Annotated in this window: 20 protein-coding genes and 1 tRNA gene; 11 read left to right on the top strand and 10 right to left on the bottom strand. The window is 67.6% G+C overall.

The window, feature by feature from the left end:
- Positions 1-828: a 3'(2'),5'-bisphosphate nucleotidase CysQ gene (gene cysQ / locus VH88_RS12320; protein WP_045811523.1), complete on the bottom strand. Its 828-nt coding sequence runs from the start codon at positions 826-828 to the stop codon at positions 1-3.
- A 96-nt stretch (positions 829-924) separates the two neighbouring features.
- Here cysQ and chpT point away from each other — a divergent pair, with 96 nt between their 5' ends.
- The 3 genes from chpT to VH88_RS12305 all read left to right on the top strand — a co-directional run bounded on the left by chpT (position 925) and on the right by VH88_RS12305 (position 2,877).
- Positions 925-1,596, top strand: a complete 672-nt coding sequence (gene chpT / locus VH88_RS12315) for a histidine phosphotransferase ChpT (RefSeq protein ID WP_045811522.1) — start codon at positions 925-927, stop codon at positions 1,594-1,596.
- Between the two features lie 91 nt (positions 1,597-1,687).
- The gene (locus tag VH88_RS12310; protein ID WP_017505646.1) at positions 1,688-2,065 is read left to right on the top strand and encodes a response regulator; all 378 of its coding nucleotides are present in this window, start codon (positions 1,688-1,690) and stop codon (positions 2,063-2,065) included.
- Entirely contained in the window at positions 2,062-2,877 is an 816-nt protein-coding gene (locus VH88_RS12305) for a protein-glutamate O-methyltransferase CheR (protein WP_045811521.1), read from the top strand. Before VH88_RS12310 ends, VH88_RS12305 begins: the two co-directional genes overlap by 4 nt.
- 21 nt (positions 2,878-2,898) lie before the next feature.
- Here the strand turns inward: VH88_RS12305 and cckA are convergent, their stop codons facing one another.
- The 4 genes from cckA to fliQ are packed head-to-tail and all read right to left on the bottom strand — an operon-like array spanning position 2,899 to position 7,109.
- On the bottom strand, positions 2,899-4,935 hold the full coding sequence (gene cckA, locus VH88_RS12300) for a cell cycle histidine kinase CckA (protein WP_045811520.1): 2,037 nt from the start codon (positions 4,933-4,935) through the stop codon (positions 2,899-2,901).
- A gap of 51 nt (positions 4,936-4,986) precedes the next feature.
- Positions 4,987-6,063, bottom strand: coding sequence for a flagellar biosynthesis protein FlhB (gene flhB, locus VH88_RS12295; protein ID WP_045811519.1), 1,077 nt, complete (start codon positions 6,061-6,063; stop codon positions 4,987-4,989).
- Positions 6,056-6,829 (bottom strand): flagellar biosynthetic protein FliR, encoded by a 774-nt coding sequence (gene fliR, locus VH88_RS12290; protein ID WP_045811518.1) that lies wholly within the window; start codon positions 6,827-6,829, stop codon positions 6,056-6,058. Before fliR ends, flhB begins: the two co-directional genes overlap by 8 nt.
- Positions 6,830-6,845: 16 nt before the next feature.
- Entirely contained in the window at positions 6,846-7,109 is a 264-nt protein-coding gene (gene fliQ, locus VH88_RS12285) for a flagellar biosynthesis protein FliQ (protein WP_017505641.1), read from the bottom strand.
- Between the two features lie 298 nt (positions 7,110-7,407).
- Between fliQ and folE the strand changes: the two genes are divergently transcribed.
- The 4 genes from folE to VH88_RS12265 all read left to right on the top strand — a co-directional run bounded on the left by folE (position 7,408) and on the right by VH88_RS12265 (position 14,468).
- Positions 7,408-7,992 (top strand): GTP cyclohydrolase I FolE, encoded by a 585-nt coding sequence (folE, locus tag VH88_RS12280; protein WP_039246287.1) that lies wholly within the window; start codon positions 7,408-7,410, stop codon positions 7,990-7,992.
- 63 nt (positions 7,993-8,055) lie between these two features.
- A complete protein-coding gene (locus VH88_RS12275; protein WP_045811517.1) occupies positions 8,056-9,213 on the top strand; it encodes an acyltransferase in 1,158 nt (385 codons plus the stop codon).
- 125 nt (positions 9,214-9,338) lie between these two features.
- Positions 9,339-11,012 (top strand): MFS transporter, encoded by a 1,674-nt coding sequence (locus VH88_RS12270; RefSeq protein WP_045811516.1) that lies wholly within the window; start codon positions 9,339-9,341, stop codon positions 11,010-11,012.
- A 90-nt stretch (positions 11,013-11,102) separates the two neighbouring features.
- Complete coding sequence (locus tag VH88_RS12265; protein ID WP_045811515.1) at positions 11,103-14,468, top strand: hybrid sensor histidine kinase/response regulator; 3,366 nt, start codon at positions 11,103-11,105, stop codon at positions 14,466-14,468.
- Positions 14,469-14,479: 11 nt separating this feature from the next.
- Here the strand turns inward: VH88_RS12265 and VH88_RS12260 are convergent, their stop codons facing one another.
- A complete protein-coding gene (locus VH88_RS12260; protein WP_045811514.1) occupies positions 14,480-15,088 on the bottom strand; it encodes a response regulator transcription factor in 609 nt (202 codons plus the stop codon).
- A gap of 161 nt (positions 15,089-15,249) precedes the next feature.
- On the opposite strand from VH88_RS12260, the gene VH88_RS12255 reads away from it, so the two are divergent.
- The 4 genes from VH88_RS12255 to VH88_RS12240 all read left to right on the top strand — a co-directional run bounded on the left by VH88_RS12255 (position 15,250) and on the right by VH88_RS12240 (position 19,739).
- The gene (locus VH88_RS12255) at positions 15,250-16,602 is read left to right on the top strand and encodes a DcaP family trimeric outer membrane transporter (RefSeq protein ID WP_052689594.1); all 1,353 of its coding nucleotides are present in this window, start codon (positions 15,250-15,252) and stop codon (positions 16,600-16,602) included.
- A 4-nt stretch (positions 16,603-16,606) separates the two neighbouring features.
- Positions 16,607-18,562 (top strand): acetate--CoA ligase, encoded by a 1,956-nt coding sequence (acs, locus tag VH88_RS12250; protein WP_045811513.1) that lies wholly within the window; start codon positions 16,607-16,609, stop codon positions 18,560-18,562.
- Between the two features lie 68 nt (positions 18,563-18,630).
- Positions 18,631-19,626, top strand: a complete 996-nt coding sequence (locus VH88_RS12245; RefSeq protein WP_045811512.1) for a bile acid:sodium symporter family protein — start codon at positions 18,631-18,633, stop codon at positions 19,624-19,626.
- 39 nt (positions 19,627-19,665) lie between these two features.
- Positions 19,666-19,739 (top strand) — tRNA-Gly (locus VH88_RS12240).
- A gap of 516 nt (positions 19,740-20,255) precedes the next feature.
- Here VH88_RS12240 and VH88_RS12235 read toward each other — a convergent pair.
- The 4 genes from VH88_RS12235 to VH88_RS12220 all read right to left on the bottom strand — a co-directional run bounded on the left by VH88_RS12235 (position 20,256) and on the right by VH88_RS12220 (position 24,350).
- Positions 20,256-20,642 carry a copper resistance protein CopC gene (locus VH88_RS12235; RefSeq protein ID WP_231576680.1) on the bottom strand — a complete coding sequence of 129 codons (387 nt, stop codon included), beginning with the start codon at positions 20,640-20,642 and terminating at the stop codon, positions 20,256-20,258.
- A 17-nt stretch (positions 20,643-20,659) separates the two neighbouring features.
- Positions 20,660-21,853: a copper resistance protein B gene (locus VH88_RS12230; protein ID WP_045811511.1), complete on the bottom strand. Its 1,194-nt coding sequence runs from the start codon at positions 21,851-21,853 to the stop codon at positions 20,660-20,662.
- On the bottom strand, positions 21,850-23,661 hold the full coding sequence (locus VH88_RS12225) for a copper resistance system multicopper oxidase (RefSeq protein WP_045811510.1): 1,812 nt from the start codon (positions 23,659-23,661) through the stop codon (positions 21,850-21,852). Before VH88_RS12225 ends, VH88_RS12230 begins: the two co-directional genes overlap by 4 nt.
- Before the next feature lie 140 nt (positions 23,662-23,801).
- Positions 23,802-24,350 (bottom strand): RNA polymerase sigma factor, encoded by a 549-nt coding sequence (locus tag VH88_RS12220; RefSeq protein WP_045811509.1) that lies wholly within the window; start codon positions 24,348-24,350, stop codon positions 23,802-23,804.
- Positions 24,351-24,353: the final 3 nt, after the last annotated feature.

Here is a 24,353-nt window from a genome sequence, read left to right as displayed (position 1 = left end):
TCAGCCGCCCATGGCGACGAAGGCGCCGTTCAGGAACCGCGTCTTGCCATAGGCCATCCGCTGCCCGTCATCGGCCAGCACCCGACCGCCGGCGGACTCCAGCACCGCCTGGCCCGCTGCGGTGTCCCATTCCGAGGTCGGCCCCGTGCGCGGATAGGCGTCGAACCGCCCCTCGGCGATCAGACAGAACTTCAGCGATGAGTCCGTCCCCTGCCAGCGCGAGCAGCCGTGACGGGCGGCCAGACGCGTCGCCTCTTCGTCGGTGACGCTGTGGCTCAGCAGGGCCATGCCTTCCTGCGGCCGGTCGCGCACCCGGATCGGGCGCCAGTCCTCGCCCGAATGGGCCTCGCCGGCCTGAAGGGCGCCGAACTGACGCCGGAAGGCGCCGCCCTCGGGCTTGTCGGTGCGCCAGGTCGTCGCCGTCGCCGGCGCCGTCACCACGCCCGCGACCGGATAGCCGTCATGGATCAGGGCGATATTGACGGTGAAGGCCTCGCCGCCGCGCACGAAGCCGCGCGTGCCGTCCAGCGGATCGATCAGCCAGAACCAGTCCTCGGCCGCCTCAGGCGCGCCGTCGGCCGACACGGCTTCCTCCGCTACCGTCTGCACGCCCGGATACAGGGCCGCCAGCCGTTCCAGGATCAGGGCCTCGGCCGCCCGGTCGGCCTGGGTCACCGGGCTGTCGTCGGACTTTACCTCGACCGCCGTGCCTGCGCGCCAATAGGGCAGGATCAGCCGCGCGGCCTCCTCTGCGATCTCGGCGATGGCCAGGGACAGCGCGCCGGACGTCAGATCGCGCTCTAGAGCGGGTGTGGAGGAGGTCGTCATTGGCGGGTCGATAGACCATCCGGGCGGTTCCATGAACCGGCAAATCACTCCAACTTCGCGCGCGACACGAACTGTGACCTGAGCGCGCCAGACATCATGACCTCCCCCCACGACACAGACGCCGCTCCGCTGGACCTCCCGGTCGATGGGACGGAGCTGGCGACCTACATCGCGGCCAAGCTGTGCCATGACTTCATCAGCCCCTCGGGCGCCATCGTCTCCGGCCTGGACCTGATGCAGGACCCGACGGCCCAGGACATGCGCGACGATGCCCTGGCCCTGATCGAACAGAGCGCCAGGAAGATGGTCGCCCTGGTTCACTTCGCCCGCGTCGCCTTCGGCGCCGCCACGACCAGCGAGACGTTCACCGCCCGCGAGATCGAAGGCCTGGTGTCCGGCATGGTCCAGGGCGGCCGAGCTTCGCTGGACTGGCGCATCGCCGACGGCGAGTTCACCAAGCCCCAGGCCCGCGCCCTGACAAACCTCGCCTATCTGACCGTCGGCGCCCTGCCGATGGGCGGCGTCGCCACCATTCAGTCGCGGGTGGAAAACGGCCTGCTCTATCTGGAAGGCTTCGCCGAGGGCGCCCGCGCCCGGCTGAAGCCCGAGGCCGTCACGGGTCTCGCCGGCGAACGCCTGGTCGAGGGTCTGGCCGGCCAGTGGATCCAGCCCTACTGGCTGTGGCTGACCGTGAACGAGGCCGGCGGCGCTCTACGCGTCAAGGTTGAAGACGGAAAGGTCTCACTGGTCGCGCGAATGCCCGCCTGAAGCGTTTCCAAACGACTCATTAACTGGCGTTTGAGATAAAAACAGTCCATGCGCCACGGGCGAAAGCCGTCGTGTCATTGAGGGATCGACCTTGGACTTCCGAACCTGCCTGATCGTCGACGACAGCCGCATCATCCGCAAGGTTGCGCGTCGCATCGTCGAGGGTCTGGGCTATGAGGTCGATGAGGCGGCGGACGGCTCCGAGGCCCTGGCCTATTGCACCGGCGCCATGCCCGACGTCCTGCTGGTGGACTGGAACATGCCCGTGATGGACGGGATCACCTTCCTGCGTCGTCTGCGCGCCATGCCGGGCGGCAAGCAACCCAAGGTGCTGTTCTGCACGATCGAGACCCGCCCAGAGCGGATCGCCGAAGCCCTGGCCGCCGGCGCCGACGACTATGTGATGAAGCCGTTCGACGGCGAAATCCTGCAGTCCAAGCTGACGGAGGTCGGAGCGATCGCCGCATGACGCCTGAGGACTTCGACAAGCTGCAGTCCCTTCTCGCCACCCGCGCCGGCTATCGCCTGTCGCGGGATCGCATCCATCTGGCCGAACACCGGCTGGGTCCGATCGCGCGGCGCGAGGGCTACGCCAATGTCGAGGCCTTGCTGACGAACCTGTGGGCCAATCCGGTCGCCTCGCTGGCCTGGTCGGTGATCGAGGCCCTGCTGAACGCCGAGACCTGGTTCCGTCGCGACCGCACCCCTTTCCGCATTCTCGAAACGGAACTGCTGCCGGCTCTGTCCAAGGCGCGGCCCGACGGACGGATCAAGATATGGTCGGCCGGCTGTTCGACTGGCCAGGAGGCCTGGTCCATCGCCATGGCGGCCAGGGAGATCGGCGTCGATGTCGATCTGGTCGCCACCGACCTGTCGCAGCGCGTGATCGAGAAGGCGCGCTCGGGCCTCTACACCGGCTTCGAAATTCAGCGCGGGCTCACGGCCAAGACAATGCTGCGCTGGTTCGAACCACGGGAAGACCAGTGGATCGTCAAGGCCGAACTGGCCGACGCCGTGCGTTTCGGTCGCGCCAACCTGCTGGACGAACCGACCGATGACGCCCGTTTCGACGTGATCTTCTGCCGCAATGTCATGACAGATATGGACCCGTCGCGCCGGGCGCGTCTGCTGGACGGACTGGAGCGCCGCCTGGTCGATGACGGCTGCCTGCTTCTGGGCGTGGACGAAAGTCTGGAAGGCGAGACGGTCGCCTTCCGCGCCGTGAACGGCCGCCGGGGCCTTTATGTCAAGGCGCCGTCCGCGCTTCGCCGCGCCGCCTGAAACCGCCCTTCATGCGGGCGATCAGCCCGCGTGCAGCTCCTGCTTCACCCGTTCCGCCAGCGTCTTGATGTCCAGCGGCTTGGGCAGGAAGGACACGCCCGTCTCGTCCTGCAATAGGTCCGAGAAGTCGCTCTCGGCATAGCCCGAGATGAACATGACCGGCGCGTCGCCCAGATATTTGCGCGCCTTCTTCAGCAAGGACGGCCCATCCAGCCCCGGCATGATGACGTCCGAGATCATCATGTCGATCTGGCCGGCGTGTTCCTCGGCCAGCAGCAGAGCCTCCTCGCCGTCGGCGGCCTCGATGACCTCATAGCCGCGCTGGCGCAGCAGCCGGGCGGCGATGCCGCGCACGGCGTCCTCGTCCTCGACGAACAGGATGCGGCCGGCGCCCGACAGGTCGCGCGGCGCCTTGGCCTTGACCTCGACCGGCTGAACCTCGGCCAGTTCCGCCTCGCCGGCCGCCGGCAGGAAGATGCGGAAGGCGGCGCCTGCCCCCTCGATATTGCTCACGGTGATATGGCCGCCCGCCTGCTGCACGATGCCATAGACGGTGGCCAAGCCCATGCCGGTGCCCTCGTTCACCGCCTTGGTGGTGAAGAAGGGTTCGAAGATCTTGTCCGCCAGTTCGGGCGGCACGCCGGGTCCGGTGTCCGACACCTCGATCAGGGCCACCTCGTCCGTCGGCGCATCGACCCAGCCCAGCGCCCGCGCCTCGTCGCCCGTCAGGCGCCGCGTGGCGATGGTGACGACGCCGGCGCCCGGCTCGACCACGCCGCGCATGGCGTCGCGAGCGTTGACGGCCAGGTTCATCACCGCCGTCTCCAGCTGAGACTTGTCGGCCAGCACGACCGGCAGATCGCGGCCGTAGTCGGTCTCCAGCCGCACGTCCTCGCGCAGCAGCCGCCGCAGCAGGATGGCGAACTCGCCCACCAGTTCACCCAGGTCCAGCCGCTCGCGCCGCACCGTCGACTTGCGCGAGAAGGCCAGCAGCTTGCGCACGAGATCGGCCGCGCGAATGGCCGTCTGACGGATCTCGTTCAGCCCCTCGTACGACGGATCGCCCACAGGGTGCCGTTCCAGCAGACCCGACAGCTGAAGCTGGATCGCCGTCAGCAGATTGTTGAAGTCGTGCGCCACGCCCCCGGCCAGCTGGCCCACGGCCTGCATCTTCTGGGCCTGGTTGAGCTGCAGTTCCATCGACTTCTGGCCCGACACGTCGAACAGCCAGATGCGCCGCTTGTCGCCTTCGGGCGCCACATACAGATGCAGCATCTTGTCGGGGTAGGCCCGCGCGACCAGTTCGATCGGCCCCGACGATCCGCCCGCCAGCTTCAGCCGCGCCTCGGCGATGCCGCCCGGATCGAACAGATGCCCAAAGGCCGCATCGCGCGCCGCCCCCGGTCCGGTCAGGACCGCCAGCGCCGGATTGGCCTCTTCCGCCCGGCCGGAAAACAGGTCGTCGCCAGCGATCACCGCCGAGCCGAACGGCGCCCCGGCGGCCATGGCCCGCGCCTCGCCGGTCGCCGCAGCAGCGGGCGTGTGCACAGGCGCGGCGGCGATGGGCAGGACGGCGTCCCGCGCCGCGCGCATCAGGAACCGGCCCTCGCCCGCCTGGCCGATCACGACCTCGACCTCGCGCTGGCCGATCATGACGATGGCGCGGCCTGGCTCGCCCTTGCGCGCCTGGGCGAAGGCCATGTATAGCGCTTGCGCCGACTTGCCGCGCGGCAGGGCGCCGGTCGCGCCGTTGGCCTCGGACCAGGCGGCGTTGAAGGCCAGGATCTGCCCTGAATCCCACACTAGCGCCGCCGGTTCGGCCATGGCGTCCAGCACCTCGATGGCCGCGTCGCTGCTCGGCTTGGCGTCCGCCGCCCGGCGGAAGCCGAATAGACCGATCAGGGCGATCGCGCCGACGGTCAGGATCAGCACCAGCCCCGGCGCCGAAATCGGATTGTCCCGAAACGCCGGATAGGCCAGGGCCGCGATCGCAACGACGACCCCGAACGCCATCACGCCGGACAAGAGGTCGAACGAAGGGCGGCGGGTGGACGTCATACAGCCTCGCGAATCAGTGTTGCGATCATACGCCCAAATCCTGACGCCGCCTTACCGGCGCTTGCGGGACTGGAAGACGAAGCCGATGATCTTGGCGGCGGCGTCGAAATGTTCGCGCGGAATGACCTCGTCCACCTCGACGGTCGCGTACAGCGCGCGCGCCAGCGGCACGTTCTCGACGATCGGCACGCCGTGCTCGGTCGCCACTTCGCGGATGCGCAGGGCCAGGGCGTCGACGCCCTTGGCCACGCAGATCGGCGCCCCGTCGCCCTGATCCGGCTCATAGCGCAGGGCGACGGAATAGTGGGTCGGGTTGGTCACGATGACGGTGGCCTTGGGCACATTGGCCATCATCCGCTGGCGGCTGCGCTGCATGCGGATCTGCTTCAGCTTGGCCTTGATGTGCGGGTCGCCTTCGGACTGTTTGAAGTCTTCCTTCAGCTCTTCCTTGGTCATGCGCATCCGCTTGGCGAAGCGCATCTTCTGCCAGATGAAGTCGGCCCCGGCCGTGGCGCCCAGCAGGATAATCGAGGCCACGAACAGCGAGATGGCCATGTCGCGCGCCAGCGGCAGGATCGCCAGCGGGCTGATCGAGGCCATATTCTCGAACTCACGCAGATGCGGCTTCAACACCATCCAGCACACGGCGCAGACCGCGATGAGCTTCAGGAGGGTCTTGACGAACTGCGCCAGGCCGTCGGGGCCGAAGATGCGTTTGAACCCCTGCATCGGACTGACCGCCGACCATTTGGGCTTCAGCTTTTCGGCGGTGAAGATCAGGCCGGACTGGGCGACATTGCCCCCGACCCCGCCCAGGATCGTCGCCAGCATGACCGCCCCCAGGAAGGGCGCCACGGCCCAGGCGGCGCGCACCATGATCTGGTTGCCCGCGCCCGAGTTCAGCACGCCCAGCATCTCGTGCGGGGCGGCGATAAAGGGCACCATCTGTTCGGCGATGGACGAGGCGAACCAGCCTCCCCCCATCAGGATCACCGCCGCCGCCCCCGCCAGCGACAGCACCTGGGCGACGTCGGGCGACTTGGCCGCATCGCCCTTCTTTCGGGCGTCCTCAAGCTTTCGCGGGGTCGCCTCTTCGGTTTTCGACTCGGGATCCGCGCCTTCAGCCACCAGGGCCTCCCAGCACGAAATACTCCGCCAGACGGCGGTAGCGGTCGATGAAGAGGGTGCCGAGCGCACCCAGGCTCAGGGCGAAGATCGACAGGCCCAGGATCACGCTCAAGGGCGCGGCGGCGAAATAGACCTGGAACGACGGCATGACCCGCGCCACCAGTCCGGACGCCAGGTTGAAGATCAAGGCGAAGACCAGCACCGGCGCCGACAACTGCACGCCCAGCAGGAAGCTGTCGCCCAGGGTCCGCACCGCCATCTGGGTGAAGTCGGCCATCATCAGCGGCTGGGCCGGCGAGATCAGCCGATACGAGCCCACCATGCCGGCGATGAACAGGTGATGGGTGTCGGTGGCGAACAGCAGCGTCACCCCCAGCAGGGCCAGAAAGGCGGCGATGGTCGAACCGGGCTGGGCCTGCATCGGGTTGGCGGTCTGGGCGAAGCTCAGCGTCGTCTGCAACGACACGATCTCGCCCGCCGTCGCCAGGGCGCTCATGAACATGCGCAGCAGCAGGCCGATCATCAGGCCGACGACCACCTCGCGGATGATCCACCCGACCATCAGCCCCATGCTGTCCGGCAGGCCCGGCAGCGATGCGCGCACCACCGGCCACAGCGCCAGACTGATGACCAGGGCCAGCGACAGTCGCACGCGCGGCGGCACATAGGCCTCGCCGAAGCCGGGGATCAGCATCAGGATCGCCCCGATCCGGGCGAAGATCAGCCCGCCGGCCCAGACCTGATCGGCGGTCGCCCACGAATCCATGTCTAGAGTTTGTCCACTACATCCCCGCGATGCGGGCCGCGATCTGGCGCATGAAGCCGCCCAACAGGGCGCCCATCAGCGGCAGGAACAGGATCAGTGAAACGAAGATGGCGATGATCTTGGGCGCATAGATCAGGGTCTGTTCCTGAATCTGCGTCAGGGCCTGAAACAGGCCGATCACCACGCCGACCACCAGGCCGACCAGCAGCACCGGCAGGCACAGCTGGATCGTCAGCCAGATGGCGTCGCGCCCGACGTCCAGAACTTCCGCGCCGTTCATCGGCCCACTCCAGCAACTACTGGGCAGAAAATGCCGACAGGATGGTTAACAGGCCGCTAACCAGACGCGTCTTCGTCTAGACCTTACAGCGGAAAAATCTCGTCAGCGGCCTTGAACGGCGCCGCTTCGATGCCGACTTCCCCGCCTTCGCCTTGGGGAGCGCCAGCCATTCGATTTCAGACGAATTAGACGAACTAGACTCTCTTTTTTCGACTTCGCCGTCTGAACGCGCGTCCGCCTCGTAATGGGACGGCTGACCCTCTCCCCTTCCCTCAAGCGCTCCGCTATCTAGGCCGCCATGACCGACGCCCCCGCCTCCAAAGTCTCCCAGGCCGACGCCGAAGCCGCCGTCCGCACCCTGATCGAATGGGCCGGCGACAACCCGGACCGCGAGGGTCTGCTGGAAACCCCCGCCCGCGTCGCCAAGAGCTACCGCGAGCTTTTCCAGGGCTATGAGGTCGATCCCCTCTCCTATCTGGAGAAGACCTTCGAGGAGACGGGCGGCTACGACCAGTTGGTCGTGCTGAAGGACATCCGCTTCGTCAGCTTCTGCGAGCACCATATGCTGCCGGTCGTGGGCAAGGCGCACGTCGCCTATCTGCCGACGGACCGCGTCGTCGGCATCTCCAAACTGGCCCGGGTCGTGCGCGGGTTCGCGCGGCGCCTGCAGATCCAGGAGAAGATGACCTCCGAGATCGCCGAGGCCATCCAGACCGTCCTTCGCCCGCACGGCGTCGGCGTGGTCATCGAGGCCGAACACAGCTGCATGACCCTGCGCGGCGTCAATGCGCCCGGCGCCAGCCTGTCGACCAGCCACCTGATCGGCGTCGTCCGCGACGATCCCCGCACCCGCGAGGAGTTCATGCGTCTGGTGCTGTCGTGATGTTCGCCTGACAGGCGAACTGGCCCGACGCTTGCGGTGAAGGGATCAAAGGAGGCGCTGACGATGCCCTGGTCCCTGATTTCGACCCGCAATGAGACAGTTCAGATCGCCCGCGGCGGCTGGCTGGACGCGCTGCGTTTCATCGTGGCCTTCCTGATCATCCTGCATCACTTCCAGGCCGCCGGTCCCGAGCCGCTCGCCCATCTGATCAATCCGATCTTCGAACGCGGCGGCTTCCTGCTGACCAACTTCTTCCTGATCGACAGCGGCTATGTGCTGATGCGTGTCTACGGCGCGGCGGTGGACAAGGGTCGGATGTCGCCCGGCGACTTCTTCCTGAAGCGGTTCCTGCGCGTCGTGCCCGCCCACCTGATCATGGGTCTGTCGCTGGTCGGCTTCGTGCTTCTGGCCACCGCTGCGGGCTCGCCGCCCCGCAATCCCGAATGGTTCGAGTGGGATCAGCTGCCGGCCCAGCTGCTGCTGCTGCAATCCTATGGCGTGCACGGCGGCTTGGGCTGGAACGCCCCGACCTGGTCGATCTCGGCCCTGATCGGCTGCTATCTGGCCTTCCCCTGGATCATTCGCGGCCTGATGCGTCTGGGTCCGTGGTCGGCCCTGGCCGTCGGTGTCGGCGTCTATTTGGTCGCCAACCAGCTGTGCTGGTCGTTCCTCGGCTATCCCGTTTATCAGATGCCGATGCGCTACGGCATCATCCGCGCCCTCCCGCTGTTCTTCCTGGGCATGTGCCTGGCCTGGTTCGCCCAGAAGGTCTGGATCGCGCCGCGTCTGGCCGGCTGGGCCGGGGTGCTGGCCGCCGTCGGCTTCTTCGCGCTTCAGCTTCACGACAAGCACGCCCTCGTCGCCCTGACCCTGATCTCGGTCATCATCCTGGCCGCCGGCGCCGTGCCTGTGACCAAGCCCTCGAAGTGGGTCGAGACCGCCGCCATGGTCTCCTTCTCCATGTTCATCTCCAACGAGGTGGTCCGCATCGTCTGGTTCGGCGTGGTCAATGCGGTGGAAGCCCGCGTCGGCTTGCCCCTCTTCGTTCAATGGGGCCTGTGGGGCCTAAGCGTCATGGCGGCGGTCGCCTTCGCCTTCGCCTTCCACTTCGCGATCGACAATCCGATCCAGACCCGCATCCGCGCCTGGCTGAAGCGTCGCAGCGCCCGGCGCGGCAAGGCGCAACCCAAGCTCGGCGCGGTCATCTCCATCGACGGCTGATCGACCGACGATCCTCGACCAAAGTCGCTCTCTCCACCCGCCCCGCTCTCGGTCAATGTCGGCGTCCACGCATCCTGAAGGATGTGCAGAACGGCCGATAACGGCGACACGGGAGGAAATGGATCATGGCAACCGACGCACCCCTTGCGTCCGGAGGAGAGGAGCACACCGTCGATCGCAGCGATCGCCTGGTCATCCTCGCCTCATCGGTCGGCACCGTCATCGAGTGGTACGACTTCTATCTCTACGGCTCGCTGGCGGCGATCATCACCGTCCAGTTCTTCTCCGGCGTCAACGAAACGACCGGCTACATCTTCGCCCTGATGGCCTTCGCCGCCGGCTTTGCGGTGAGACCCTTCGGCGCCATCGTCTTCGGGCGGCTGGGCGACCTGTGGGGGCGCAAGAACACCTTCCTCGTCACCATGCTGCTGATGGGTCTGTCGACCTTCGTCGTCGGCTTGTTGCCGCCCTGTGCGGTCATCGGCATCGCCGCGCCGATCATCCTGGTGCTGATGCGCCTGATCCAGGGCCTGGCCTTGGGCGGTGAATACGGCGGCGCCGCCACCTACGTCGCCGAGCACGCCCCGCAGGGCAAGCGTGGCTTCTACACCTCCTTCATCCAGATCACGGCGACCGCCGGCCTGGTGCTGAGCCTCGTGGTGATCCTGAGCGTTCGCTACACGCTGGGCGAGGAAGCCTTCGCCGCCTGGGGCTGGCGCATTCCGTTCCTGGTCTCGATCCTGCTCCTGGGCGTCTCCCTGTGGATCCGTCTGAAGCTGGCTGAGAGCCCGTCGTTCAAGCGGATGAAGGCTGAGGGCAAAGGCTCCAAGACCCCGCTAAAGGACAGCTTCGGCAAGTGGCCCAACCTGAAGCTGGTGCTGATCGCCCTTCTGGGTCTCACCGCCGGTCAGGCCGTCATCTGGTACACGGGTCAGTTCTACGCCCTGTTCTTCCTGGAACGGGTCATGAAGGTCGACGCCACCCTGGTCTATGTGCTGCTGACCATCGCGCTTCTCGCGGCGTCGCCCTTCTTCATCTTTTGGGGCTGGCTGTCGGATAAGGTGGGGCGCAAGCCGATCATCCTGGCCGGCTGCCTGATCGCGGCCCTGACCTATTTCCCGCTGTTCAACGCCCTGACCCAGGCCGCCAATCCGAAACTGGCCGCCGCCGCCGCCTCGGCGCCCGTCACGGTCTATGCCGATCCGGCCGACTGTAATCTGCAGTTCGATCCGGTAGGCAAGACGGTGTTCAACCACTCCTGCGACGTGGCCAAATCCTATCTGGCCAAGGCGGGCGTGACCTACACCAACGTCGCGGCGCCGGCGGGCACGGTCGCCGAGGTCCGCATCGGCGATCAAGTCGTCATCCCCAGCTTCCGGGGCGACGCCATGGCCCCGGCCGATTTCGCCGCCCAGAAGAAGACCTGGGACAAGAGCCTGGGCGAGGCGCTGACCGCCGCCGGCTATCCGGCCAAGGCCGACAGCGCCCTGGTCAACAAGCCGATGGTGGTGCTGATCCTTTTCATCCTCGGCTTCTATGTGACCATGGTCTACGGACCAATCGCGGCGGCCTTGGTCGAGATGTTCCCGACCAACATCCGCTACACCTCCATGTCCCTGCCCTATCACATCGGCAACGGCTGGTTCGGCGGCTTCCTGCCGACCACCGCCTTCGCCATCGTGGCGGCGACGGGCAATATCTACTCCGGCCTCTGGTACCCGATCGTGGTGGCTTTGGGGACAGTCGTTCTGGGCTTCCTGCTGGTCAAGGAAGGCAAGGACGTCGATCTGAACGCCTGATCCTGCTTTCAGGCGCAATGGAGGGCGGGTCGTCGCAGGACGGCCCGCCTTTCGCTTGTGAAACACCCCTTGCCCGGTTCAGATGCCCCGATGTTCAGCCTGACGATCCTCGGCCTGGTCGCCGCCTATATGGCGGTGCTGTTCGCCGTCGCCTGGTCTCAGGAACGGCCGTCGGCGCGCGCGCGCGGCAAGGGCTTGGGGCCGTCGGTCTACGCCCTGTCCTTGGCCATCTACTGCACCTCATGGACCTACTACGGCGCGGTCGGCACGGCGGCGCGCGACGGGTGGGAGTATCTGCCCATCTACATCGGCCCGGTGATCGGCCTGACGCTGCTGTTCCCGCTATGGCGGCGGATCGCGGCGGCGGCCCGGCGCGAGAACGTCGGCTCCATGGCCGACTTCGTCGCCTCGCGCTACGGCAAGAGCCAGACCCTGGGCGCGGCCGTCACCATCGTCGCCATCCTGGGGTCGCTGCCCTATATCGCGCTGCAGCTGAAGTCGCTTTCGATGGCCGGCGCCCTGCTGACCGCCGGCACGCCGGTGGCGGGGTCCGAGGGTCTGACGGTTCTGGTGCTAGCGGGCGTTCTGGCCTTCTTCGCCATCCTGTTCGGCGCGCGCCGTCCCGACCTGACCGAGCACAATCGCGGCCTGATCCAGGCGATCGGGCTGGAGTCGATGGTCAAGCTGGGCGCCCTGCTGTTCGTCGCCGTCTTCGCTTTGGTCCTGCTGCTGAACGAAGGATCGCCCCCGCGCATCATAGAGGGCCTGGGCGCCCTGGCCGCACCGCCCGAGGTCACGCCGCGTTTTACCGCTATCACCCTGCTGTCGACCCTGGCCATCTTCTGCCTGCCGCGCCAGTTCCACGTCGCCTTCGTCGAAGGCGGTCAGCCGTCGGACGTGAAGCGGGCGAGGTGGATCTTTCCGCTCTATCTGCTGCTGACCAGTCTGGCGGTGCTGCCCCTGGTGGCGGCGGGCGCCCTGTTCGCGCCGTCGGTCAATCCGGACCTGCTGGTGCTGGCCCTGCCGTTCCAGCGGGGCGAGACCCTGCTGACGGCCGTGGTCTTCGTCGGCGGCTTCTCGGCCGCCACCGCCATGGTCATCGTCGAGGCCGTCGCCCTGTCGGCCATGGTGTCCAACAGCCTGATCCTGCCGTTCCTGGCGCGCGAGCGTTGGCGGGTGCGCGGCGACGCCTCGGACATGGCGGGGACCATTCTTCAGGTCCGGCGCGGCGCCATTGTCGCCGTCCTGCTGCTGGCCTGGCTCTATTATCAGGCGACGAACCAGTCGCGCGGCCTGGCGGCCATGGGGCTGGTGTCCTTCGCGGCGATGGCCCAGCTGGCGCCGGCCCTGTTCGGCGCGGTCCTGTGGCGGGGCGGCCATGCGCAAGGGGCGCTGGCGGGCATGACGGTCGGCATGGGCGTCTGGATCGTCATGCTGGCCATGCCCCAGCTGTCGCCCGGCGCGCCCTGGCACCTGCACGTCATGATGGGAGTCAAGGATCCGCTGGCGCTCGGCGTCTTCGTCAGCCTGGCGCTGAACCTGGCGGCCTATGTCGGCGTGTCGCGCTTCGCCCAGCCCCGCTTGATCGACCGGGTTCAGGCCCGCGCCTTCGTGGATCGGCTGGGACCGGACTGGATGGAGGCCCGGCCCGCGCCGTCGGGCGCCTCGGTCGGCGATCTGCGCGCCCTGGTCGCCCGCTTCATCGGCGACGAACGGGCCGAGCGCGCTTTCACCGCCTGGGGCGATGAGACCGACACAAAGCTCCGCGACGCCGATCCGGCCGATGCGGCCCTAGCCCGCGCCGCCGAGCGGATGCTGGCGGGCGCCATCGGCGCGGCCTCGGCCAGGCGGGTTATCGCCGCGGCGCTGGCCGGCGTTGGACGCGCGCCCGAGGACGTGGTGCGGATGCTGGACGAGGCGTCCCAGGCCGTCCAGTTCAACCGCGACCTGCTGCAGACCACGCTCGACAACATCGACCAGGGCGTGATCGTGGTGGACGAGGATCTGCGCGTCACCGCCTGGAACCGGCGCTACGTCGCCATGTTCGACCTGCCGGCCGGCTTCGTCCACGTCGGTCTGCCCATCGCCGTCATCTATCGCCTGAACGCCGAGCGCGGCGAAAGCCCGGACGACATCGAGGCCTGGGTCGAGCGGCGGCTGGAGGCGCTGAGCCGCCGCATCTCCCACGATCACGAACGCCAGCAGCCCGACGGCCGGGTGCTTCGCTCCTCCGGCGCGCCGATCCCCGGCGGCGGCTACGCCACCAGCTACACCGACATCACCGCCCTGCGCCAAGCCGCGCGTGAGCTGGAAGAGGCCAACGAACGGCTGGAGGCCCGCGTGGCGGACCGCACCGCCCGACTGGATGAGGCCCGGCGCGTGGCAGAGGACGCCACGGCCTCCAAGACCCGGTTCCTGGCCGCCGCCAGCCACGACCTGCTGCAACCGCTGCACGCCGCCCGGCTGTTCATCGCCGCCCTGAAGGAGGAGCCGGCGCTTGAGGATGCGACCAGCCGCACCCTGGCCGTCAACGCCGACCGCGCCATCGACAGCGCCCACCGTCTGCTGACGGCCCTGCTGAACCTGTCAAAGCTGGAGGCCGGCGGCGTGCGGACCAATGTCGCGCGGCTGTCGCTGGGCGGGCTGTTCGACGAACTGCGCCGCGAGTTCGCGCCTGTGGCCGAGGCCAAGGGTCTGGATCTGACCGTGATGCCCAGCCGCCTGTGGGTCGCGTCCGACCGCGATCTGCTGCGCTCCATGCTGCAAAATCTGGTGGCCAACGCCATCCGCTATACGGATGCCGGCCGGGTGCTGGTGGGGGCGCGTCGGCGGGGCGGGACGGTGCAGTTGTTCGTCTGCGACACAGGGCGCGGCATTCCCGACACCGACCATGAAACCGTCTTCGGCGAGTTCGTGCGTCTGCCGGGCGCCGTGGACGAGCCGGGCGCGGGCCTGGGCCTGGCCATCGTACGCCGCCTGTCCAGCCTGCTCGATCACCCGCTGGAGCTGAGCTCGCGTGTGGGGCGCGGCACGACCTTCCGGATCACCGTGCCGCGCAGCGCGGCCGACCGGCCCGCCGAGGCCGCGCCGGTGCGCGAGGCGCGCCTGCCGCTGGCGGGCCTGCGCGTGCTGTGCGTGGACAATGAGCCGGTGATCCTGGACGCGCTGAACGCCCTGCTCACCCGCTGGGGCGCGCGGCCGACGCTGGTCGCCAGCGTCGAGGCGGCCAAGGCGGCGGTCGGCCCGTTCGACGCCGCCGTGGTCGATCTGCATCTGGGCGACGGGCCCGAAGGGTTCGCCGTCATCGACTGGCTGAGGCCCCAGGGCGTGCGCCGTATCGCCCTGGTCACCGCCGACACCCGCGACGGACTGAACGAGCAGGCGACCGCGGCCGGCGCCGTCCTTCTGCCCAAGCCGATAAAGCCGGCGGCGCTAAAGGCCTTCCTGTCGAGCTAGGAGTTGGCGCGTTAAGCCGGGTCCAGCGACTTGGCCAGGATCACCGCCTGGGTCCGGTTGTGAACGCCCAGCTTTCGAAACACGCTGGTCAGATGCGCCTTGATGGTGGCTTCGGAAACACCGAGGTCGAAGGCGATCTGCTTGTTCAGCCGCCCGGCCTTCAACCCTTCCAGGATGCGCAGTTGCGACGGCGTCAGGCTGGCGACCCGGGCGGCCAGATCGTAGTCGGTCTTGGGCACATCCGGGGCCCAGCTGTCGCCGGCCAGAATGGCGGCGATCGCCTCGACCATCTGCGGCAGGGACGAAGATTTGGGAATGAAGCCAGCGGCGCCCAGACCCAGGGCGTGGCGCACCACCGGCGCGTCCTCGCTGGCCGAGACCACCGCCACCGGCACGGTCGGCTGCTCGGCCCGCACGGCGGCGAGCCCCGCCATGCCCTCGCTGTCCGACAGCTTCAGATCCAGCAGCAACAGATCGACCGGTCCGGCGACCATCGCGGCCTTAGCCTCGGCAAGGCTGGCGCATTCCACCACCTCCGCGCCCGGCGCCGCCTTGTCGACGGCCGAGCGCAGGGCGGCGCGAAACAGGGGATGGTCGTCGGCGACGACGATGCGATCCATGGGCGTCCTTCCGTGCGCGGCGTCTGACCGGCCGCGTCGTCGCCATCATGGCGCGGTTCGACTTTGGTCGAAATTAGACCAATGGCCAATGGCTCCCCGAGGCCGGAGGCGGAAAGGTCGCCAAAGGGACGCCCGCGCCAGACGGGCGCGGGAGGTTCATCATGATCAAGACAAGCCTGATGGCGGGAGCCGCCGCCGTCGCGCTGATGGCGACGCCCGGCCTGGCCTCGGCCCAGGACCAGGCCGCGCTCGAGGCGCGCATCGCTCAGCTAGAAGCCCAGTTGAACGCCCTGAAGTCCGAGATCGTCGCCGCCCGAACCCAGCAGGCGGCGCAACAGCAGGACATCATCCGCCTGGAGACCCGCCCCGCCGCGCCCGCCCCGGTCCAGCAGTCGTCGGCGCTGGCGGCGCCCGGCGAAGGGTTCCGCATCGGCGACCACACGGTCAAGTTCGGCGGCTTCGTGAAGGTGGACGCCTACGCCAGCCGCTACTCGGGCGGCGACTCGGTCAACGGCGACGCGCTGCGTGAATTCCACATTCCCGGCTCCATCCCCATCGGCGGGACCGATGAGGATACGGCGACCGACTTCAACGCCCGCCAGACCCGGTTCTGGCTGACCACCGACGGCATGGTCGGCGGCCACAAGATCGGCACGCGGATGGAGATGGACTTCCAGACCCTGCCCGGCGCCGGCGACCAGCGCACCACCAGCCCGGCCAACCCGGCCCTGCGTCGCGCCTTCATCACCATCGACAACTGGCTGATCGGCCAGGAATGGACCAACTTCCAGAACACCGCCGTCCTGCCCGAATCCGCCGACTTCATCGGCGCGGCCGAGGGCACGGTCTTCGCCCGTCAGGTCCAGGTTCGCTACACCCGCGGGCCCTTCTCGGTCTCGGTCGAGAACCCCGAGACGACGGTGACTCCGTCCGGCGGCGGCGCGCGCATCGTCGCCGACGACAGCACCCTGCCGGACTTCACCGCCCGCTATGCGGTGTCCAAGCCCTGGGGCGACGTCCAGATCGCCGGGCTGCTGCGCCAGCTGAAATACCAGAGTCCGGCCAGCAACATCGATTCCACCGCGACCGGCTGGGGCCTGTCGGCCTCGACCAAGATCAAGGTCGGCGCCAAGGACGACCTGCGCCTGATGGTGACGGGCGGCGAGGGCATCGGCCGCTATGTCGGTCTGAACTTCTCCAACGACGCGGTGCTGAACGGCGCGGGCGATCTGGATGCGATCGGCGTGGTCGCCGGCTTCGCCGCCTATCGCCACGTCTGGGCGCCCGGCTGGCGTTCCAGCCTGATCTGGTCGGCGCAGAAGGTGGACAACGACCTGGCCTTCACAGGCCTGACCGCCAACAGTTCGGCCCAGAGCTTCCACGCCAACTTGATCTGGTCGCCGGTTACGGCGTTTGATGTCGGGGCCGAGCTGATGTTCGCGGACCGCGAGATCGAAACCGGCGCCAGTGGCGACATGACCCGTCTGATCCTGTTCGCCAAATACGGATTCTGATGTGATGCCGGAGACGTCTCGCGTGCCTGATCCCGCCCTCTATCCCGCCCCCGCCGACTGGTCCGCCAAGGCCCATATGGACCGGGAGGCGTATGAGGCGGCGCGGATCGCCGCGCGCGAAACGCCCGACGCCTTCTGGGCCGAACAGGCCAGACGTCTGGACTGGATCACCCCGCCGACCCGGATCAAGGACGTCTCCTTCAACAAGGAAGATTTCCGCATCCGCTGGTTCGAGGACGGCGTCCTGAACGTCTCGGCTGAGTGCATCGACCGTCACCTGCCCCACCGCAATGACGAGACGGCGATCATCTGGGAAGGCGACGATCCCGCCGACAGCCGCCATATCACCTTCGGCGAACTGCACGCCGAGGTGTGCCGCATGGCCAATGTGCTGAAGGCGCATGGGGCCAAAAAGGGTGACCGGATCACCCTGTATCTGCCCATGATCCCCGAGGCCGCCTACGCCATGCTGGCCTGTGCGCGGATCGGCGCGGTGCATTCGGTCGTCTTCGGCGGCTTTTCGCCCGACAGCCTGTGCGGCCGGATCGAGGACTGCGGTTCCAACCTGGTCATCACCGCCGACGAAGGTCTGCGCGGCGGCAAGCACATTCCGTTGAAAGCCAATGTCGACGAGGCCCTGACGAAGGTGAAGGTCGACACCGTCCTGGTCATCCGTCGCACCGGCGCGGACGTGCCGATGATCGAGGGGCGCGACTTCGACTATGGGCTGGAGGCCGCCAAGGCCGACGCCGACTGCCCGCCCGAGCCGATGAACGCCGAGGATCCGCTGTTCATCCTCTACACCTCCGGCTCGACGGGTAAGCCCAAGGGCGTGCTGCACACCACGGGCGGCTATCTGTTCTGGGCCGCCTGGACGCACGAGATCGTCTTCGACTATCGCCCCGGCGAGGTCTTCTGGTGCACCGCCGACGTGGGCTGGGTCACCGGCCACTCCTACATGGTCTATGGGCCGCTCGCGAATGCGGCGACGACCCTGATGTTCGAGGGCGTGCCCAACTATCCCGACGCCGGCCGCTTCTGGCAGGTGGTGGACAAGCACAAGGTCGAGATCTTCTACACCGCGCCCACGGCCCTGCGCGCCCTAATGCGCGAGGGCGATGCGCCGGTGAAGGCCTCCTCGCGCGCCTCGCTGCGGCTGCTCGGCACGGTGGGAGAGCCGATCAACCCCGAGGCCTGGCGCTGGTATCACGAGGTGGTCGGCGACGGTCGTTGCCCCATCGTGGACACTTGGTGGCAGACCGAGACGGGCGGCCATCTGATCACCCCCCTTCCGGGCGCCACCGACCTGAAGCCCGGATCGGCGACCCTGCCCCTGCCCGGCGTCGAGCTTCAGATCGTGGACGCCGAGGGCCAGCCGCTGGAGGGCGCCGTCTCCGGCAACCTGTGCATCACCGACAGCTGGCCGGGCCAGATGCGCACCGTCTACGGCGACGATCAGCGTTTCTTTGACACCTATTTCTCGACTTATCCGGGCCGCTACTTCACCGGCGACGGCTGCCGCCGGGACGAGGACGGCTACTATTGGATCACCGGCCGGGTGGACGACGTCATCAACGTCTCGGGCCACCGGATGGGTACGGCCGAGGTCGAGAGCGCGCTTGTCCTGCACGACGATGTCGCCGAGGCGGCGGTCGTCGGCTATCCCCACGACATCAAGGGCCAGGGCATCTACGCCTATGTCACCCTGAACAAGGGCGCCGAGGCGACCGAGGATCTGAGAAAGGCCCTGGTCGCCCACGTCCGCCATGAGATCGGCCCCATCGCCGCCCCCGACGTGATCCAGTGGGCGCCGGGCCTGCCCAAGACCCGGTCGGGCAAGATCATGCGGCGAATCCTGCGCAAGATCGCCGAGAACGAGATCGGCGCTCTGGGCGACACCTCGACCTTGGCTGACCCGTCAGTCGTGGACGATCTGGTCAAGAACCGCGCCGGGGCCTGAAGACGCGGGTTCAATGCGCGGGCTGATGCGCCTATCAGTGCATCAGCCCGCCGCAGCCTGAGCCGTCCATGCCTCGTTTCCTGTCTCGCCTGCCGATCGACGGCTATCTGCTGGCCCTGATCGGCATGGTGATCCTGGCGGCGCTGTTCCCCGCCAGCGGACAGGCGGCGGTCGTCATGGACGGGGTGGTCAAGGCCGCCATCGCCCTGCTGTTGTTCCTGTACGGCGCGCGGATGTCGCCGGCGGCCATCGGCGCGGGGCTGCTGCACTGGCGGCTTCAGGGCACGGTCTTCCTGTCGACCTTCCTGCTGTTTCCGCTGTTGGGACTGGGCCTGGTCCTCCTGATGCGGGGGTCGCTTCAGCCCGATCTGCTGACCGGGATGCTTTATCTGTGCCTGCTGCCGTCCACGGTGCAGTCGTCCATCGCCTTCACCTCCATCGCCGGCGGCAATGTCGCGGGCGCCCTGACCAGCGCCAGCCTGTCGAACCTGCTGGGCGTGATCGTGACGCCGCTGCTGGTCGCCCTGCTGATCGGCGGCGCCAACGGCGGCATCCATCTGCAGTCCATCCTGGACATCGGTCTGCAGATCCTGGCCCCCTTCGCCGTGGGCCAGCTGTGCCGCCCCCTGCTGAAGGACTGGCTGACGCGTCACGCAAAACTGACCGGCCTGGTGGACCGCGGCTCCATCCTTCTGATCGTCTATGCCGCCTTCAGCGAGGGCGTCGTCGCCGGCGTCTGGTCCCAGGTCGCGCCGCTGGATCTGGCCAAGGTCATCGGCCTGAACATCGCCCTGCTGACCATCGTCCTGGCCCTGACCCTTTTCGCCGGCCGCGCGCTGAAGTTCGACCGGCCCGACCGGATCGTCATCCTGTTCTGCGGCTCCAAGAAAAGCATGGCCACCGGCATCCCCATGGCCGGCATCCTGTTCGCCGGTCACGCGGTCCCGCTGATCGTCCTGCCGATCATGCTGTTCCACCAGATCCAGCTGTTCGCCTGTACCATCATCGCCCAGCGCTATGCGCGTGAGAATGAAGCGCGCGCCCAGAGTCCGGTCTTACCTTGAGCGCCGGTCAGCCTTGAGATAGACCGGCCTCAGGCCATCGCGGGCATGATGTAGTGGTAGCCTGAAAGCTTCCCAAGCTTTTCGTGCGGGTTCGATTCCCGCTGCCCGCTCCAGCCTCTCGGCGAATGTCGGTTTTCAGACGAACTGATTCAAATTTCGTTCAAACCGATTCCCAGGCCGATTTGCTTCGGCGGTCCTAGCGCATAGCTACAGGTCGAATTTATCGGGATTGACTATTTGGCGACTCCGGGAGCGTCCGCTTTCCGTTGTGAGCCAAAGTTTGTTCTGGGGTATTGCAGCCTCGACCTTAGCGCGCTCGACCGATGGTCGTCGGCGGTTGGGCGGAGAGTTCCTGCCAAAATCGTAGAAGTGTCGCTTAGGTTGGTGAACGCTGCTGATTGTGGTTCACGGCCTCTGACGAAGGCCTCGCAGGCGCGCTGTCAGGTGCCAGTGAATGAGCGGGAGCCGAAGACGCATCATTCTGCATCTCGTCGCAGCACGTCATAGCCGCGTCCGCAGCCATGTCCTTGCAACAATCGCAGCCTTCGGCCGCCAGAGCCGCGCCCGCGCTCAGGGTCAGGATCGCGCCGGCGGCGGCCAGCAGGTTGGAAACCCTGATCGTAGTTCTCCTAGTGAACCATGAAGCTGACGGAGCCGGACATCTTGTGGCCGTCCGGGCCTTCGGCGGTCCAGGCGGCCGTGTAGTTGCCCGGCGCGAGGCGCGGAAGAACCACGCCGACGGTGGCGGCGGCCGGCGCGGCGGGCACAGTGACGTCGACCGGAGCCTGCCCCTCGGCGGAGAGGGCGACGGTCTTGAGGACCATGGCGTGGGGGAAGGTGACGCTGAACCGCTCGGGCGAACCCTGGGTCATCGCGCCATTCGCAGGAACGGTCGTGATGCCGGATTGGGGCGCTGCGGCCTGGGCCGGCATAGCGTGACCCGCATGCGGGTCCTGGGCGGCGGCGGTGCCGGCGAACGCGAGGGCGGCGGTGACAACGAGAGTGCGGATCATCATGGGGTGGTCTCCTTCGGTTAGAACCAGGCCTTGAGGCCGACGACGAAGCGGGTGTCGTCGGTCTCGCCGCTTCGGGCCTCGATGTAATCGGCGGTATCGCCGAACGCGCGGCTCCACTCGATGCCGACATAGGGGGCGAACTCCTTGCGGAATTCGTAGCGCAGTCGCAGGCCCGCCTCGATCGAGGACAGGCCCGAACCGATCTCCAGTTCCGGAATGTCGCTGGCTGAAGCGTCGATTTCGAGGCGGGGCTGAAGGATCAGGCGCTGGGTGATGCGCTGGTCGTATTCGGCCTCGACGCGGGCGGTCAGGTCGCCGTCTGTCGACAGGAAGGCGGCGGCGTCGACTTCCCACCAATGGGGCGCCAGGCCCTGCAGGCCGAGGACCAGATGCGTGGTGTCCTCGCCGTCGGGCCGGAAGTCCTGACGCACGCCGGCCTGAACGTCCCAGAAGGGCGTGACCGCGCGGCTGTAGAGCGCCTGGACTTCAGCCTCCTCGAGCTCGCCGCCGAAGTCGCCTTCGCCCTCGGACTTCCACCAGAAGCGATTGATGTCGCCGCCCGTCCAGCCCTGGACGTCCCAGAGGTAGGTCTCGCCGTCGTCGCCGAAGCCGGCTTCGAGGCGATCGAGAATGACGGCCGTGGTGCGGACGTCGCCGTTTTCGTGAATCAGGGTCCGGCGAGAGGCGGCCATGGCCTCGGCGCCGAAGACGAGATCGGCGGCGTGGGCAGGGCCGGCCAGGGCGGCGGCCGGGAGCGGGTCCTCCGGAGGACGGCCGGGATTGTCGGAGCTGGTCGCCACATCGGGCGGCCCCATGCTCATGGTCGACATGTCATGCCCGGCGTGAGGGTCGGTCTGCGCGGGCGACATGGCCGACATGTCGTGGCCCGCGTGCGGATCGGCCTGGCCGGGCGCCGCCGCCGGCATCTGGTGTCCCGCGTGCGGGTCTACGGGCGCGGGCTGCGCCGGCATCTGGTGGCCTGCATGCGGATCCGCGGCGGGCGGCGTCTGCGCGGGCGGCATGACGTGACCGGCGTGCGGATCCTGCGCCGGTTGGGCCGGCGCCTGTGGCGTGGGCCGCGGTGCTGGCGCGGGGCGCGTCGGCGCCGCGGTCGCCGGCATCGTGTGGCCCGCGTGAGGGTCCTGGGCCTGGGCGCTGAAGGCGCTGGCGGCGAGCACCAGCGGGGCGAGGGCGACGGCGAGGCGGTTCATGACGCAGCTCCGTCCATGGGCCGCACCGTCACAACATTGAACATTCCCGCATGCATGTGCATCAGCATGTGGCAGTGGAAGGCCCAGTCGCCGGGCGCGTCTGCCGTCAGATCGAAGGTCACCTTGCCGCCGGCCGCGACGTTAACGGTATGCTTCAGCGGCTGATGTCCGACCGGGCCGCCCGTCACCAGTTCGAAGAAATGGCCGTGCAGGTGGATCGGGTGAGCCATCATGGTGTCGTTGACCAGGGTCACCCGCACCCGCTCGTTGCGCTCGAAGCGGATCGGCTCGACGAGTTCGCTGAACTTGCGGCCGTCAAAGCCCCACATGAACCGCTCCATATTGCCGGTCAGGTGGATTTCCATCGTCCGCGACGGCGGGCGCTGGTCCTTGTTGGGCTGTAGCGACACCAGGTCGGTATAGACGAGGACGCGGTGATCGACGTCCGTGAGACCGATAGGACGCTCGCCGAGCCGGTTGGCGGGGTCCATGGCGATCGCATCGACCCCGACGCCAACCGCCATGTCCGGCGGGGCGTTCTCGGGGTCGCGCATGTTCATGCCGGCCATAGACATGCCGGCCATTTCCCCCGCCGGGGCCGCGTCCTGGCCCGGGGCTCCATGATCCATGCCGGCCATCGACCCATGATCCATCCCGGACATATCGCCCATAGAGCCGTGGTCCATTCCGCCCATGCCCATGTCGCGCATGGTCAGGTTCGGAACCTCGCGGAGCGGCGGGACCTCGGCGGTCATGCCCAGGCGGGGCGCCAGAGTGGCCCGTCCCATGCCGGAGCGGTCGATAGCTTCGGAGACGATGGTATAGGCGCGATCCTCGGTCGGCTGGACGATCACGTCGTAGGTCTCGGCCACCGAAATCTGGAACTCGTCGGTCTCGACGGGGCGCACGTTCTCGCCGTCGGCCTGGACCACGGTCATCGGCAGGCCGGGAATGCGGACATTAAAGATGGACATGGCCGAGGCGTTGATGATGCGCAGGCGCACCCGCTCACCCGGCCGGAACAAGCCGGTCCAGTTTTCCTCTGGTCCATGGCCGTTGATCAGATAGGTGTAGGTCGAGCCGTTGACGTCGAGGATATCGCGCGGGTCCATCCGCATCTGGCCCCACATGCGCCGCTCCTCCAGGCTCATGCGGTCGCTACCATCCATGAGGCCCGCCAGGGTGGTGCGCTGCTGGTTGAAGTAGCCAGGGCTCTTCTTCAGCTTGGCGAGGATTTCGTGCGGATGCATGAAGCTCCAGTCCGACAGGACCAGCACATGCTCGCGGTCGTAGGCGACCGGATCGACGCCCGCCGGGTCGATCACGATCGGCCCGTAGTGGCCCATCGCCTCCTGCAGGCCAGAGTGACTGTGATACCAGAAGGTGCCCGACTGCTTGATCGGGAACTCATACACGAAGGTCTCGCGGGCCTTAATCCCGGGGAAGCTGATGCCAGGCACACCGTCCATCTGGAACGGCAACAGCAGGCCGTGCCAATGAATCGAGGTGTCCTCGTTGAGGCCATTGGTCACGGCCAGGCGGACGTTCTGGCCTTCCCGCAGGCGCAAAAGCGGGGCCGGCAGAACGCCGTTGATGGTCACCGCATGGCCGGTGCGACCCCCCACCGTGAAGGGTGAGTGGCCCACGGTTAGGTCGATGTTCGGTCCCGTCAGGGTCGGCAGGTCAGCCCGCAGCCCCGCCGAACCCGTCTGCGCCCAGGCCGGAAGCAAGCCTTGCAGTCCCAGCAATCCACCGCCGATGGCGGCGCCCCGGAGAAGCGTTCGGCGATCAAGGCGAGCGGTCGACATCAGAGAAGTTTTCCTTGGTCGGCAAGTGAGCCGTTCGTTCAGATACGCATCTGAGCGGCGCATCCCTTGCGTCAGGTCGCCACAGTCTTCGAGATAACGCTCTTGCGCGCGCGCTCGGCACCGCGACGCCGAACCGGCGCTCAAGCCAAGGCGTCGACCAGCTTTTTTCGCGCGCGGGCGATCCGCGTTTCCACGGCCTTCGGCGTGATGCCCAATATGGATGCGACCTCCGCATGAGAGCGCCCTTCAAGCGTGGCCAACAGGAGTGGGGCCTTCAGGGCGTCGGGAAGCTCAGACAGCGCGTGTTGCAGGTCCTGGGCCCTGCGCTGATCGTCCAGCCTAGCTTCAGGCATGGGTACGTCTTCCCCCACCGCCGTCGCCTCGGGAGCATCGAGCCCCATCACGCCGCGCACGACACGGCGAACGGAGCGCCGCCGGCTCCAGTCCCGACACTTGTTCAAGGCGATGGAACGCAGCCAGACATCGAAAGGCCGCGCCGGATCATATCGCCGCATGGCGAGCCACGCTGAGGCATAGGTTTCCTGAAGCACGTCATGCGCTTCAGCCTCGTCGCCGACGTAGCGGCGAATGAACCGGTAGAGGTCGGCCTTGGTGGCGGTCATCAAGGCAGTGAAAGCGGCCCGGTCTCCACCCGCCGCTCGGACCTCGATGCTGGCTTCAACCCCCACGCG

The sequence above is a fragment of the Brevundimonas sp. KM4 genome, assembly GCF_000964075.1.
Lineage (GTDB): Bacteria > Pseudomonadota > Alphaproteobacteria > Caulobacterales > Caulobacteraceae > Brevundimonas > Brevundimonas huaxiensis.
Note: the sequence above shows the minus strand (reverse complement) of the source record. Positions and strands in the feature narration are given on the sequence as shown.